At 73.7% G+C, this 14124-nt stretch carries 13 protein-coding genes; 5 read left to right on the plus strand and 8 right to left on the minus strand.

Annotation, left to right across the window (positions count from 1 at the left end):
• Positions 1 to 14: 14 nt before the first annotated feature.
• Together CFP66_RS43625 and CFP66_RS43630 are read left to right on the plus strand one after the other, a co-directional pair.
• A complete protein-coding gene (locus CFP66_RS43625) occupies positions 15 to 1256 on the plus strand; it encodes a DUF4032 domain-containing protein (protein ID WP_094931263.1) in 1242 nt (413 codons plus the stop codon).
• Positions 1257 to 1318: 62 nt separating this feature from the next.
• Positions 1319 to 2182: an SAM-dependent methyltransferase gene (locus tag CFP66_RS43630; RefSeq protein ID WP_233160222.1), complete on the plus strand. Its 864-nt coding sequence runs from the start codon at positions 1319 to 1321 to the stop codon at positions 2180 to 2182.
• Between the two features lie 9 nt (positions 2183 to 2191).
• Here the strand turns inward: CFP66_RS43630 and CFP66_RS43635 are convergent, their stop codons facing one another.
• The 8 genes from CFP66_RS43635 to CFP66_RS43670 all read right to left on the minus strand — a co-directional run bounded on the left by CFP66_RS43635 (position 2192) and on the right by CFP66_RS43670 (position 12097).
• A complete protein-coding gene (locus CFP66_RS43635; RefSeq protein WP_094931264.1) occupies positions 2192 to 3532 on the minus strand; it encodes a hypothetical protein in 1341 nt (446 codons plus the stop codon).
• Positions 3533 to 3589: 57 nt separating this feature from the next.
• Positions 3590 to 5344, minus strand: a complete 1755-nt coding sequence (cydC, locus tag CFP66_RS43640; protein WP_233160223.1) for a thiol reductant ABC exporter subunit CydC — start codon at positions 5342 to 5344, stop codon at positions 3590 to 3592.
• On the minus strand, positions 5337 to 7034 hold the full coding sequence (cydD, locus tag CFP66_RS43645) for a thiol reductant ABC exporter subunit CydD (protein WP_094931265.1): 1698 nt from the start codon (positions 7032 to 7034) through the stop codon (positions 5337 to 5339). The genes cydC and cydD overlap by 8 nt, the downstream gene beginning before the upstream one ends.
• Positions 7031 to 8065 carry a cytochrome d ubiquinol oxidase subunit II gene (cydB, locus tag CFP66_RS43650; protein WP_094931266.1) on the minus strand — a complete coding sequence of 345 codons (1035 nt, stop codon included), beginning with the start codon at positions 8063 to 8065 and terminating at the stop codon, positions 7031 to 7033. Before cydB ends, cydD begins: the two co-directional genes overlap by 4 nt.
• Positions 8066 to 8075: 10 nt before the next feature.
• Positions 8076 to 9509, minus strand: coding sequence for a cytochrome ubiquinol oxidase subunit I (locus CFP66_RS43655; RefSeq protein WP_094931267.1), 1434 nt, complete (start codon positions 9507 to 9509; stop codon positions 8076 to 8078).
• Between the two features lie 111 nt (positions 9510 to 9620).
• A complete protein-coding gene (locus CFP66_RS43660) occupies positions 9621 to 10376 on the minus strand; it encodes a GntR family transcriptional regulator (protein ID WP_158228445.1) in 756 nt (251 codons plus the stop codon).
• Between the two features lie 435 nt (positions 10377 to 10811).
• Positions 10812 to 11543 (minus strand): anti-sigma factor, encoded by a 732-nt coding sequence (locus CFP66_RS43665; protein ID WP_094931269.1) that lies wholly within the window; start codon positions 11541 to 11543, stop codon positions 10812 to 10814.
• Positions 11540 to 12097, minus strand: a complete 558-nt coding sequence (locus tag CFP66_RS43670) for a sigma-70 family RNA polymerase sigma factor (protein ID WP_094931270.1) — start codon at positions 12095 to 12097, stop codon at positions 11540 to 11542. The genes CFP66_RS43665 and CFP66_RS43670 overlap by 4 nt, the downstream gene beginning before the upstream one ends.
• A gap of 192 nt (positions 12098 to 12289) precedes the next feature.
• Here CFP66_RS43670 and CFP66_RS43675 point away from each other — a divergent pair, with 192 nt between their 5' ends.
• From CFP66_RS43675 to CFP66_RS43685, 3 genes are read left to right on the plus strand one after another with little or no spacing between them, the layout of a single operon-like run.
• Positions 12290 to 12934: a hypothetical protein gene (locus tag CFP66_RS43675; RefSeq protein ID WP_094931271.1), complete on the plus strand. Its 645-nt coding sequence runs from the start codon at positions 12290 to 12292 to the stop codon at positions 12932 to 12934.
• A complete protein-coding gene (locus tag CFP66_RS43680) occupies positions 12931 to 13536 on the plus strand; it encodes a DUF6529 family protein (RefSeq protein ID WP_233160224.1) in 606 nt (201 codons plus the stop codon). Before CFP66_RS43675 ends, CFP66_RS43680 begins: the two co-directional genes overlap by 4 nt.
• Before the next feature lie 36 nt (positions 13537 to 13572).
• Entirely contained in the window at positions 13573 to 14016 is a 444-nt protein-coding gene (locus CFP66_RS43685) for a Rieske (2Fe-2S) protein (RefSeq protein WP_233160225.1), read from the plus strand.
• The last annotated feature ends 108 nt before the right edge of the window (positions 14017 to 14124 follow it).

Here is a 14124-nt window from a genome sequence, read left to right on the forward strand (position 1 = left end):
GCGATACTGGTCCCGTGCGCTTCATCTTCCGTCCACCGGCCGAGCACGCCGCGGGGTTGCTCTCGCTGCCGTGGCACGAGCCCCTCGAGGAGTGGCAGGACGCCCACCTCCTCGAGGTGGCCCACCGCGGCATCTCGCGTCACGTCGTGCGTTTCGTCGAGGTCGACGGGCACGTCTACGCCTTGAAGGAGATCGACGAGCGGCTGGCGCGCCGGGAGTACCGGCTGCTGGGGCAGCTGGAGACGATGGGCATGCCCGCGGTGTCGGTGCTCGGCGTGTGCGTCGAGCGCCCGGCGGCGGGAGGCCTCCCGCAGGACGCGATACTCGTGACGCGGTTCCTGGACTACTCGATGTCCTACCGCTACGTGTTCTCCCACGGGCACGCCGCGCGCCCCACCGTGCAGCTGATCGACGCGATGGTGGAGCTGATCGTCCGGTTGCACCTCGCGGGGCTGTTCTGGGGTGACTGCTCACTGTCCAACACGCTGTTCCGGCCCGACGCCGGCAGCATCGGCGCGTACCTGGTGGACGCCGAGACCGCGGAGCTGCACCCCGCGCTCTCGGACGGGCAGCGCAGCTTCGACATCGACTACGCGGCCGAGCGGGTGGGCGGTGAGCTGTTCGACCTGCAGTCGGGTGGCCTGTTGCCCGAGGACGTCGACCCCGTCGAGATCGCGGCCGAGCTGCCGCGGCGCTACTCCGCGCTGTGGGACGAGCTCACCCGCGAGGAGCTGCTGAACCCCGCGGAGCAGCGCTACCGCGTGGCCGCGCGGGTCGACCGGATCAACGAGCTCGGTTTCGACGTCGACGAGATCGAGCTGATCACCACCGGCGCCGGTGTGCGGCTGAAGGTGCACACCCAGGTGGCCGAGACCGGCCGGCACCGCAACCGGCTCTATGCGCTCACCGGGCTGGAGGTCACCGAGAACCAGGCCCGTCGCCTGCTCAACGACCTTCGTAGCTACCGCGGCTACCTGGAGCAGAAGGAGGGCCGGGCGGTGCCCGAGACGGTGGCCGGGCACCGGTGGCGCGCCGAGGTCTACGACCGGGTGATGGCCCGCATCCCGGAGGACCTCGCCGACCGGCTGGAGCCCGCCGAGGTGTTCCACGAGATCCTGGAGCACCGCTGGTTCCTGTCGGAGAAGGCAGGCAAGGACGTGGGCACGACTGCGGCCGCGAAGGCCTACATCGACGCGATCCTGCCCCGCACTCCCAGCACGCTCACGCTTCCCGGTGGTGACCCCCTTCCCCGATAGGGGGGCGCGACACCCGCCCCGGGGGATGTGGTGGCCCGGGCGTGCCCGCTAGGCTACGGCGCGTGACGCCGGACACCCCGATCGACGCCCCTTCCGACGCGGACGACACGCCCGTCCCGCCCTCTCGACACATCGACACGGCGAAGCCGAGCGTCGCGCGGGTCTACGACTGCTTCCTGGACGGCAAGGACAACTACGCCGTCGACCGCGCCGTGTTCAACCAGGTCAACGACGTGACCCCGGCCATCGCGCGGCTCGCCAAGGCGCAACGGACGTGGCTCGGGCGGGTCACGCGGTTCCTCGTGAACTCGGCCCACATCGACCAGTTCCTCGACGTCGGGGCGGGCCTGCCCAGCGCGGAGAACACCCACCAGGCGGCCCAGCGGCTCAACCCCAGCGCGCGGGTGATCTACGTCGACAACGATCCGATCGTGCTGGCGCACGGGCGGGCCATCCTCGAGGAGAACGACTTCACCCACCTGGTGGACGCCGACCTCACCAAGCCCGACGAGGTGCTCGGCCACCCGTTGGCGAAGAGGTTCCTGGAGGCCGGGGCTCCCATCGCGCTGATCCAGAGCAGCACCATGCACCACGTGTCGGACGACCTGCGCCCGCACGAGATCGTCCGGCGCTACATGGAGCTGCTGCCCTCGGGCTCCTACCTCGTGCTGTCGCACTTCTGCGACCCCGAGGACGACGGTGAGGGCACGCGCCTGGCCCGGTTCATCGAGGACGTGTTCGCGAACGGCGCGATGGGCTCGGGGTACTTCCGCACCCGCGCGCAGATCGAGGAGTTCTTCGACGGCCTCGAGATGGTGGAGCCGGGCCTCGTCCGGCTGCGTGACTGGTGGCCCGACGGCCCTTCCTTCACGCCGGCCGACACGGGGGACGGGCTCGTGCTGGGCGGTGTCGCCCGCAAGCCCTGATGGGCGGTGTCAGGAGCTGCGCGGAACCACCGTGATGGACCAGCCCTGCACCGGCTCGGCGTCGCCGACCTGCACCTGGTCGGCGCTGGCGTTGACCACCACGGCGCCGTCGGGCGCGCGGAAGACCACGAGGGGCTGGGTGCTCGAGCGCCCGATCTCCACGTTGCCCTCGGCCAGCCGTGGCACCAGCCACTGCCAGGCCGCGGTGAGCGGCGTGGGCTGCCCGCCGCCGTCCTCGGTGCTGTCGGTCCAGAGCGCGGCGTACTCCAGGTCGTGGCCCTGCGGGCCCCACAGCAGCGCGCCCGCGGTGCCCGACTGCGCGTAGGCGGCGATGGTGGCGAGCGTGGTGGCGGCACTGGCCGGGCTGTCGGCCGCGCCCGTCTCGCCCACGGGCACGTCCGGGTAGAACTCGGCCCACCAGACCGGCAGGTCGGTGCGCTGGTGGATCCAGTTGGTGAGGTCGGCGAACTTCTGCGCGCCCTCCAGCGGGTCGGGCACCGTGTCCTGCTTGGTGGCGGTGGAACCGTCGACGGCGAGGAAGTCGGCGCCCACGTTGTGCGCCAACCAGTAGTCGACGACGTCGAGCGCCCGCTGGTCCGCGGCGCCCCACGGGCCGGTGACGTCCTTCGACGCGTCGGTCTCGCCCTCGTCGAGGCTGGTGAGCACGACGTAGGGGCCGCCGACCTCGACGTCGGAGCGCACGTTCTTCACCGCCGTGTACACCTGGTTGTAGAACTCGGTGTAGCCCTCGTAGTCCCAGCGGTTCGCGGCCTGGTTGTAGAAGCCCTTGAGCTCGTTCCACACCATCACGCGCTCGATCTGCGGGTAGCGCTCCACCGCCGCGGCGGCGAGCGCGGCGTAGTCGTCGAAGAACTCCGGCAACGGGTTGTCCTCGAGCAGGTCCCAGTCGGTCTCGCCCGCCTCGCCGCCCTTCATCCAGTCGGGCGCGCAGCACAGGGTGAGCACGGTCTTGTTGCCGGTCTCCTCGGTGAGCTCCATGCGCCGGTCGAGGGTTTCCCAGTCGTAGTCGCCGGGGGAGGGCTCCGGGTTGCTCGTGCCGAAGCCCATCAGGTGGTGGTTCTCCCACACCGCGCCGTCGTCGGAGAGGATCTCGATGCCACGCTCGGTGGCCTCGTCGGCGTGGTGCGGGTCGAGGCTGTCCTGCGTGTGCGTGACGCCCAGCTCCAGCGGCACGGGCTGTTGCTCCCACGAGAAGTCGGCGTCGTCCTCGATCGCGCGCAGCGTCTGCTCAGGGGCCGAGGTCGGCGTGCCCGTCGTCGTGCCGGAGCAGGCGACCAGCGCCATGCCGAGCACCGCGACGATGGCGGCGAGGGAACGGGGAGAACGCACGGGAGAACCTCATCATTGTCCGGCACCTGGCCTGACGGCCCTGCTGAGGTCGAGACCCTACCGCTGAGCCTCGACAGGTGAGATGGTGGCAGGTCGCGCCTGTGCCGGGGCTGAGAAGTCGGCCGGGAGATGGGCCGGGAGATCGCGGACGCGCCCGCCGACCAGCTCCACCACCTCGTCGAACCCGTCGAGCCGGCTGCGGTCGTGGGTGATGAGCACGAGCGAACGGCCCGCGGTGGCCGACAGCAGGTCGTCGAGCACCGCGTCGCGGGTGTCCGGGTCGAGGTGCGTCGTGGGCTCGTCGAGCACGAGCAGCGGCGCCCCGGGTCCGTCGGCCCCGGCGACCAGCAGGGCCCGGGCGAGCGCGAGCCGCACGCGCATCCCGCCCGAGAGGCGGGCGCCGTGGGGCCCCGCCTCGGTGTCGAGCAGACCGGTGTCGAGCCGGACCCGGCGCAGGACGGCGAGCAGCTCGTCGTCGTCCGCGTCGGGACGGGCCAGGCGCAGGTTCGCGCGCACGGTCCCGGCGAAGACGTGCGGGTCCTGCGGCATGCCGGTCACGCGGGCCCGCACTGCGTCGGGTGCCATCGTGGTGACGTCGACGCCGTCGAGGTGCACGGTGCCGGCGTCCGGGTCGCGGAAGCGGAACAGGACGTCGGCCAGCGTGCTCTTGCCCGACCCGCTGGGGCCCACCACGGCGATCCGCCGTCCGGGCGGCACGTCGAGGTCGACGCCGTCGAGCGCCCACGGCTCGCGCGGGCCGTAGCGCACCCGCAGGCCGCGGATCCGCAGCCCCGGCGCGCCGCCGGACACGTGCGGTTCCGGTGTGCGCGTGCGGACCGCGGGCGGGGTGTCGAGCACGTCGAACAGCCGGGCGCCCGCGGCGCGCACGGCCCCGAGGCGCGCGGCCGCCGCCGGCAGCGGCGCCACGATCTCGAACGCCGCCAGCGCGGTGAGCACCAGCACCGCGAGCGGCACCGCCTCGAGCGTCCCGTCGCGCACCGCGGCCACACCGAGCAGCAGGGTGCCCCACAGGGTGAGGCCGGCGAGCAGCGCGGACGCGCCCGCACCGAGGCCGAGCAGCCCCGCGTCGCGCCGCTCGACGCGCGTGAGCTCGGCGTCCGCCGCCGTGACGCGCTCGAGCGCGGCCGGCAGCGCGCCGTAGGCGACCAGGTCGGGGGCGCCGTGCAGGGTCTCGACGAGCGTGGTGGACAGCCGGGCCCGCGCGGCCGCCCGGCGCCGTCCCGGCCCGCGGCCCGCCGCTGCCGCGGCCAGTGGCACGGCGACCCCGCCCAGCAGCAGGCCCGCGGCGAGCAGCAGCCCGCCGGGCAGGAACAGCGCGCCGCTGACGAGCGTGACGCCCGCGCCCGTCACGAGCGCCGCCAGCGGCGGGGTGAGCCCGCGCACCAGCAGGTCCTGGGTGGCGTCGGTGTCGCTGACCAGCCGCGTGACGAGGTCGCCCGCCCGGAACCGGTGCACCGCCTCGGCGTGCGCCAGCCGGTCGTAGACGCGCGCGCGGGCGTCGGCGAGGGTGCGCAGGGCGGCGTCGTGGGTGAGCAGGCGCTCCAGGTAGCGCGCCACCCCGCGGGTGACGCCCAGCGCGCGGGTCGCGACGACGGCGACCGACAGGGCCGTGAGCGGCGGTGAGGTGGCCGCGGTGGCGATGAGCCAGGCCGCGACGACGAGCAGGGCGACGCCGGACCCGGTGGCGACGGCGCCGGCCAGCACCCCGAGCGCGAACCGCGCACCCCGCGGCCGGGCCAGCGCCACCATCCGCAGCAGCGGGTCCCGCGCGCGTCGGGTGGTGTCAGGCACCGCGCACCTCCGCGAGCTCCGCACGGGCCGGGTGGCCCGCGTCCAGGTGCACCACCGCGTCGGCGAGATCGGCCCAGCCCTCGTCGTGGGCCACGATCACGCCGGTGCGGCCCCGCAGCAGCCGGGCCACGCCGGCGCGGACGGCGGCGGCGTGCTCCGGGTCGAGGTGCGCGGTGGGTTCGTCGAGCAGGACGATCGGCGCGTCGAGCACCTCTTGGCGCAGGAACGCCCTGGCCAGCGCGATCCGCTGGAGCTGGCCGGCCGAGAGCCGGTGCCCGCGCTCGCCGAGCGGGGTGTCGTAGCCCTGGGGCAGCGCCTCGACCACGGCCTGCGCCTCCGCCCGCTGCACGGCCCGCCGTACGGCGTGGTCGGGGGCGTCGGGCAGGCCGAGGCGGACGTTGTCGGCCACCGTGGCGTCGAACAGGTACGGGTGTTGCGGCAGCCAGGCGATGCGCCGACGCCAGGCGTCGGGGTCGGTGTCGCGCAGGTCGACCTCGCCCCCGTCGGCATCGCCGCTGACGAGCACCCGACCTCCTGTGGGTTCGGCGAAGCGCAGCAGCAGCGAGAGCAGGCTGGTCTTGCCCGCGCCGCTGCGGCCGGTGACCAGCGTCGTCGTGCCGGGTTCCAGCACGAGGTCGACGCCGTCGAGCGCGCGCGCCGCGCGGCCCGGGTACGTGAGCTCCACGTGGTCGAACCGCACGGCCGGGTGTGCCGCCGGCATGACCGGGGCAGGCGGTGCGACGGCCGCGCCCGGACGCTCCAGCACGGCGAACACCCGCTCGGCGGCGGTGACACCCTCCATGCTCGCGTGGAACCGCGCGCCGACCTCGCGCAGCGGCAGGTACGCCTCGGGCGCGAGGATCAGCACCAGCAGCGCCGTCTCCAGGTCCAGCCGGCCGTACAGCAGCCGCAGCCCGACCTCCACCGCCACCAGGGCCACGGCCAGCGTGGCGAGCAGCTCCAGTACGAACGCCGACAGGAACGCCACGCGCAGGGTGCTCATCGTGGCCTCGCGGTGCGCGTCGGTCACCCGCCGGATGAGCGCGGCCTCGGCCTTCGCGCGCCGGAAGACCGCCAGCGTGGGCAAACCCTCCACGACGTCGAGGAAGTGCCCGCCCAGGCGCTCCAGCAGGTGCCACTGCCGGCGCGTGCGCTCCTGGGTGTTCATGCCGACCAGCGCCATGAACACCGGGATCAGCGGCACCGTCAGCGCGATCACGAGCGCGGAGATCCAGTCGGCCCGGAACACGACGACGAGCACGGCCACCGGCACGAGCGCGGCCAGCACGAGCTGGGGCAGGTAGCGGGCGACGTAGTCGTCCAGGGCGTCCAGGCCGCGGGTGGCGAGCGTGGTGAGCTCGCCCGCGTCGGTGGTGGCCGGGTCGCCGGCCGCGACGTGCCGGACGAGCCTGCGGCGCAGGTCGGACTTCACCCGGGCGGCGCTGCGCAGGGCGGTGGTCTCGGCGCCGTAGGCCAGCGCGGCGCGGGCGAGCGCGACGGCACCGACCGCGGCGACCGTCGTGCCCAGTGCCGCGGCCCCGCCGGCGGTGGCCCCGGCGACGGCGTGCGCCACCAGCCAGGCCTGCAGCAGGATCAGCGCGGTGGCGGCGAACCCGCACGCCACCGTGACGGCCAGGTGCACCCGCACCGCCGCGGTGCTGCGGACCAGCCGCGGGTCCAGGGGCCTCACGACACGTGCGCGCGGGTGACGCGCCTGCGGAAGACCCAGTAGCTCCAGGACTGGTAGAGCACCACCAGCGGGAGGAACACGGCGCCGATCACGCTCAGGATCGTGAGCGTGTAGGGAGCCGAGGACGCGTTCGCCACCGTCAGGTCGAAGGCCGGGTCGAGCAGCGAGGGCAGCACGGCCGGGAACAGCGCGACGAACAGCACCGCCGTCGTGGCCGCCACCGCCACCGCCGTGGCGAGGAACGCCCAGCCCTCCCGGCGGCGGGTCAGCAGCGCGGTGCCCGACAGCAGCGCCGCCACGGCGCCGGCGGCGAGGACCGCCGTCGCGACCGAGCCGTGGTCGGCCTGGGTCCACATGAGGAACGCGAAGAGCGCTGCCGCAGCCACCGGGGCCGTGGTGCGCGCCGCGGTCCGGGCGCGGCGCCGGACCGGCCCGTCGGTCTTGAGGGCGAGGAACACCGCGCCGTGCAGGACGAACAGCGTCAGCGTGGCCAGCCCGCCCACCAGCGCGTACGGGTTGAGCAGGTCGAGCAGGCCGGAGCGCACCACCCCGTCGGGGCCCAGCTCGACACCGCGCACGATGTTGGCGAACAGCAGGCCCCAGACGAACGCCGGTGCGGCGCTGCCGAAGACGATCGCGGCGTCCCAGCGGGCCCGCCAGCGCGCGGCTGCCTTGATCTCCGCTTCGCTGTCGCTACGCGGGGCGACCTTGCCCCGGTACTCGAACGCCACCCCGCGCCCGATCAGCGCGACGATGATCAGCAGCACCGGCAGGTAGAACCCGCTCAGGGTGGCGGCGTACCAGGCGGGGAAGGCGGCGAACATGGCGCCGATCGCGGTGATGAGCCAGACCTCGTTGCCGTCCCAGACCGGGCCGATCGCGTTGATGACGACCCGGCGGTCGGCCTCGGCCTCCCGGCCGCGGCCGAGCACCGGCAGCAGCATCCCGACGCCGAAGTCGAACCCCTCGAGCACGAAGTAGCCGGTCCAGAGCACCGCGATCGCGACGAACCAGACGGTGGGCAGGTCCATGTCGCTCTCCTCAGTAGATGAACGCGGGGATGCGGTCGGACTCGGGCTCGCCCTCGCCGGGGTAGGGCATGACGTGCCCGGGTCCCGCCTTGACGTAGCGCAGGAGCAGCCGCGCCTCGACCACGGCGAGCACCCCGTAGAGCACGGTGAACACGGTGAGCGAGAAGGCGACCTCGGCGAGGCTCACACCGGGGGAGACGCTCGCCGCGGTGAGCAACTGCCCGACCACCGTCCAGGGCTGGCGACCCATCTCGGTGAGGACCCAGCCGAAGATGTTCGCGGCGAGGGCGGCGGGGAGGGCGACGATGGCCACGCGGTACATCCAGCGCTGCTGGGGCAGCGCGCCGCGCCGGGTGAGCCACAGACCCAGCACGCCGACGCCGACGCCGGCCATGCCCAGCCCGATCATCAGCCGGAACGACCAGTACAGGACCGGGATGTTGGGCGTGTAGTCGCCGGGGCCGAACTGCGTGCTGTAGCGCTGCTGCAGGTCGTTGATGCCCTCCACCTCGCCTGCGGGGGAGCCGGTGGCGAGGAAGCTGAGCACGTAGGGCACCTCGACGTCGATGATGTTGCGCCCGACGCCGACCTCCCCGATCTCGTGGTCGCCGATGGCGAACAGCGAGAACCCGGCGGCGCCCTCGCTGTCCCAGATCGCCTCCGCGGAGGCGAGCTTCATCGGCTCGTACTCGGCCATCAGCTTGGCCTGGTGGTCGCCCGAGAGCGCGACGACGGCCCCCGCGACGGCAGTCGTCATCAGGCCGGCACGCAGCGTCCGGCGGAACATGCCGGGCTCGTCCGGGTGGGGCGTGCGCTCGCGGTGCAGCAGCTTGTAGGCGCTCACGGCCACGACGAACAGCCCGGCGACCACGAACGACGCGCTGACGACGTGCACGTAGGTCGAGAGCGCCTGCGGGTTGGTGAGCACGGCGACGATGTCGGTGAGGTACGCGCGTCCGTTGGCCGGGTCGACGGCGAACCCGACGGGGTGGCGCATCCAGGCGTTGGCGGCGAGGATGAAGAACGCCGAGAGGTTGGAGCCGATCGCCGCGGCCCAGATCGTGGCCAGGTGCACGCGTCGGGGGAGCCGGTCCCAGCCGAAGATCCACAGCCCGATGAACGTGGACTCGAGGAAGAACGCGAGCAGCGCCTCCAGCGCGAGCGGCGCGCCGAAGACATCGCCCACGAAGGTGGAGTAGCTGCTCCAGTTCATGCCGAACTGGAACTCCTGGACGATCCCGGTCACCACGCCCATCGCGAAGTTGATCAGGAACAGCTTGCCGAAGAACTTGGTGGCGCGCAGGTACTCCGGCCGCCCGGTGCGGTGCCACGCGGTCTGCAGCGAGGCGACGACGACGGACAGCCCGATCGTCAGCGGGACGAACAGGAAGTGGTAGATCGTCGTGATCCCGAACTGCCAGCGAGCCAGGTCCAGTGCGTCCACGCGGTGCCTCCACCCCTTGGAACTTCTACCGCCTGTAGTAGTTCTACCGTATGTAGAACCTCGGCGGCGGCCCGGGTGGCGCGAGTCTCGGCAGGGTCTGCGTCGCTTCGCTCAGTGCGGCCTGTCCATGAGGTAGTTGAACTCGATGCGGTCCGTGGCGAACACGATGTCGGCCGCCTCGATCGGCACCAGGTCGTCCTGTCCGTCGCGCACTGCCCTGACCGTCTGGCGCACTTCGGCTACGGGTGCGCCCAGGGGAAGGGCGAGCGCTGTGCGCTCCTCCGTGGTGGCATCGCGGATGATCAAGTTCTCCTCGACCTGTTCCACTGTCCAGCCGATAGCGGCGAAGCGCGCTGCGAGTCCTTTGCCTCCGTGTGCGCCCGCATGGGGGTCCTCGATCTCCGTGTTCGCCGTGATGGCGAGCGGCTCCCAGGAGTACGACCAGCTGACCGGTCGGTCGTCGGCGAACGTGCGGGTGGTGGTCTCGGCCACGTCGTCTCCGACGCTCAAATCCAGGCGGCGGGCCACGCTGTCCGTGGCGGCCATGCGGCTGGTGGCGTGTTCGACCCGTGGCTGCATCCGGGCCCGCTCCGCCTCGAGGACGTACGTCGGGGCGGAGCCTTGGAAGTAGCGGTGTGGAGCGGAGCGCCGCAGCCGTCGCTGAGCAGTGACGAAGGTGCCCTTTCCCGGCACGCCGTAGATCAACCCCTCGGACCGCAGCACGTTCATCGCGTTCTTCGCGGTGATCATGCTGACGCCGTAGTGGTCGCTGAGGGCTGCGGCGCTGGGAAGGCGATCCTCTGGCGCGAGTGCGCTGTCGCGGATCTGTCGGCGGATATCACCGGCGATCCGCTCGTACTCCGGCACTCGTCGGTGGTCGGGTCGGGCCATCGACTCCTCCTGGCATGTCGCCCCATACCTGGTATAGATCGCCATACCAGGTATGTCATATTATACCGGCTGGCGTCTCGAGGTGCGGCGCCACTGGCAGCTGGGAGCCGATGGTGGACGCAGCCCCCGTGGATCGTCTCGTCGCTGAACTGGCCCGGTTCTTCGTCGGGCAACCCGTCGCCCTGGAAAGGGCGTTGACTCAGCACCAGGACGACGGGCGCGGAAGCTGTCGCGTCTGCGTTGCGGGAGGCCAACGCGGCAACCTGTCTTGGCCCTGCACGACCTACGCGGCCGCCGCTCTCGCGCGCGATCGCAGGCCCCACACACAACCCCGCCTGCGCGCCGTCGACACGTCAGCAAGGCGACCTTCATGGCGCCAGGGGTCGTGAAGGTGGCTTTGCCGAAACGCGGCTAGGTGCGGGCGGCGGCGAACTCCTGGCCCGCCTCGTTCTCCACCACCACGGCGGCGACGTCGTCGAGGGCGACGAGCGCCGAGCCGTCGAGGGTCAGCCCGTCGCGCCAGCCGCGCTCGGGGACGAGCCAGCTTCCGGCGACCTGGCGGGTGCCGTCGCGGGCGACCACCACGATCCGGCAGCGCTCGCCGGCCGGAATGCCCTGCACGGTCGTGGACAGGCGCACCCAGCCGGCCGCGGGCGAGAGGGTGGTGGACATCGAGACGCCCGGCTCGCCGCCCCCGGACAGCACGACGGCGTCGGCGGCGGGTGCGGGTGCCGCCACGACCGCGGGCGGGGCGGTCGAGCGGCCGACCAGCACGCCGCCGCCGAGGACGGCGGCGACGGCGATGACGGCCGCCGCCACGACGGCCAGCCGCCGCGCCCGGCCGCGTGAGCGCGCCTCGTAGCGGACCTGGCGCAGCGCGCGCTGCAGCACCAGGTCACCGTCGGGCGGGCCGTCGAGGAACGCCTCCGGGGGCACGTCGTCGAGAACATCGACCATCCCGTGCAGCTCCTCCCACTCGTGCCGGCACGTCGGGCAGCCGGCGAGGTGCGCCTCGACCGCCCGGGACTGCGCAGGGTCGAGCAACCCGAGGGCGTGGGCGCCCAGCTCCACCGGATCGTGCGCCTCGTACCGTTGGTGGCGGCCCTCCTGGCCGTGTTCGTGCGGATCGCGCGGACGGTTCATGCCGGCACCCCGCTTCCCGTCGTGTCGGGTTCGGGCGCAGGACCTGCGAGCGACTGCCGCAACGCCCGCAGCGCGTAGTAGGACCGTGACTTCACCGTGCCCGCCGGGATGCCGAGCGCGGTGGCGGCCTCGCCGAGGCTGCGTCCCTTGAAGTAGATCTGGTCCAGCACGCCGCGGTGGTCCTCCGAGAGCTCGTCGAGCGCGGCCATGACGGTGACGGAGGCGACCACGCTGTCGGCGTGGTCGCGCACCAGCGGCGGTGCGTCCGGGTTCTCCGCCACCTCCCGCGGACGCGCCGCCCGGGCGCGGTACCGGTCGGTGACGAGGTTGCGCGCCACCGTGAGGAGCCACCCCCGCGTCGAGCCCTTGCCGTTGGTGAGCACCTCCGGGTGCCGCCACGCCCGGATCAGCGTCTCCTGCACGACGTCCTCGGCGGCGGCGCGGTCGCCGGTCAACCTCGTGGCGTAGGCGAGCAGCGCGCGCCCGTGCTCGGAGTAGACGGAGTGCAGCAGTGCCTCGTCACGGTCCTCGGCACGCTCACGTGCGGGCGGCATGGTCAGCGGGCTCCCGGGGGCGGTGGTCGGGGGCGGAACCCTAGCGGAGCGGCTCCCACCTGCGACACGGCCGCGCGGGCGTACCGGTTCACCGCGATCCGCTGCGGATCGCGGTGAACCGTCCCGCTCCGCCGCGCGTGTGCCCGAGGACGCGCCCGGACCGTCCGGGCCCCGACGACCCCGGGGAGTGTCGTGACCCGGTACGCACCGCTGCTCACCCTGGGAGTGGTCGCCGCACTCGGCGGCGGGCTGCTCCTCGTGAACGCCGCCACCTCTGCCTCCACATCCGCCGGCACCCCGGTCGCGCAGTCCGCCGCGCAGTCCGGGCCCGCGCCGCCCGCAGCCCCGGCCGTCACCGACGTCGCCTACGCCGGCCGCTCCGCCGGTGACGAGGTGACCGTCGCGATCGCGGTGCGGGACGGGCGCGCGGTCGGCTACGTCTGCGACGGGGACGAGGTCGAGACCTGGCTCGAGGGCACCCTCACCGGCGCGGACCTGCGGCTCTCCGACGCGGGCGGCGCACCGGTGGTCACCGCCACCGCCACCGAGGAGTCCGTGCTGGGTGCCGTGACCGTCGACGGCGAGGAGCGCCCGTTCGCGGCGGAGGGCGTCGCGGGGCCGGCCGGTCTGTACGAGGGCCGCGCCGACGTCCGGGGCGTCACCACGCGCATCGGCTGGATCGTCGACGGCGCGGGGGACGTCACGGGGGTGGCCTCCTCGGCCGGGGTCCGGCGACCCGCGCCCGCGCTGGACCCGGCGGACCCCGCCGCCACCACGTTCGACGGGGTGCCGGTCGACGTCACGGCCCTCGACGGCGGTGACGAGGTGATCCGGTGAGGACCCGCCCCACCGGCTCGCGGCCGGCCGGGGCGCACGCCGGCGGTGTTCGCGCCGGCAGCGGCGCGGGTGCCGTGCTCGTCGCCGCGGCGGCGGGCTCGCTGGTCGCGGTCGGGCTCGGGGTGTACGGCCGGTGGCACGAGCCGGCGGCCGCGGCGGTCAACGTCGCGGGCTTCTCCTCCGGCGTGGCCGCGAAGGCCTGGCTGGGCAGCATCGCGTTCGTGCTGGCGCTGGGACAGCTGTGGTCTGCAGCTGCGCTGCACGGACGGGTGGGCCGGCGGTGGCGGGCCGCCGGCCCATCGCGCCGGCTGGCGGCGGTGCACCGCTGGTCGGGTCGCGCGGCCGTGCTGGTCACCGTGCCGGTCGCGGTGCACTGCCTCTACGCGCTCGGCTTCCAGGACGGCTCCCCCCGGGTGCTGCTGCACTCGCTCGCCGGCTGCTTCGTCTACGGCGCCTTCGTCACGAAGATGCTGGTGCTGCAGCGTCCGCACAGCCCGCGGTGGAGCCTGCCGCTGCTCGGCGGCGCCCTCTTCACCGCCGTGACGGCCGTCTGGCTCAGCTCGTCGCTGTGGTTCTTCTCCACCTCCGGGCTCTCCTTCTGACCCGATCTCCCGATACTCCGACCTGAGGTGTTCGCCGTGCTCCCCTCCGCCCCGTCCCGCCGCGCTTTCGTGGCCGGCTCGGCCGGCGCCTGCGCCGCAGCGCTGTGCGCCTGCACCACCTACGACGCCCGCCCGGCGCCGCCGCCCGCTCCGGCTCCGGCCCCGCCGTCGCAGCCGGACGCCGCGGGCGCTGCGGACGCGCTGGCCGGCGCGTCCGACATCCCGGTCGGCGGCGGTGCGGTCTTCCCCGATCGGGACGTGGTCGTCACGCAGCCGACGGCGGGGCGGTTCCGCGCCTTCTCCGCCACGTGCACCCACCAGGGCTGCGCCGTCGGGGAGGTGCGCGAGGGCACGATCGTGTGCACCTGCCACGGCAGCCGCTTCGCGGTGGAGGACGGCGCGGTCGTGGAGGGCCCGGCCGACGCGCCGCTGCCGGAGCGCGCCATCGAGGTGGACGGGGACCAGATCCTCCTCGCCTGACCGTCCCGTGGGTCGGATCACGCTGCGCGCACCGGGCTGGGGCACACGCGCCGACCTACACTCCGAACCGTCGGGCCCGCCGGCAAGGCTGCTGCGCGGGGTGGCGGA

Origin of the sequence: Pseudonocardia sp. MH-G8 (assembly GCF_002262885.1) — a bacterium.
In the GTDB taxonomy this organism is placed as follows: Bacteria; Actinomycetota; Actinomycetes; order Mycobacteriales; family Pseudonocardiaceae; genus Pseudonocardia.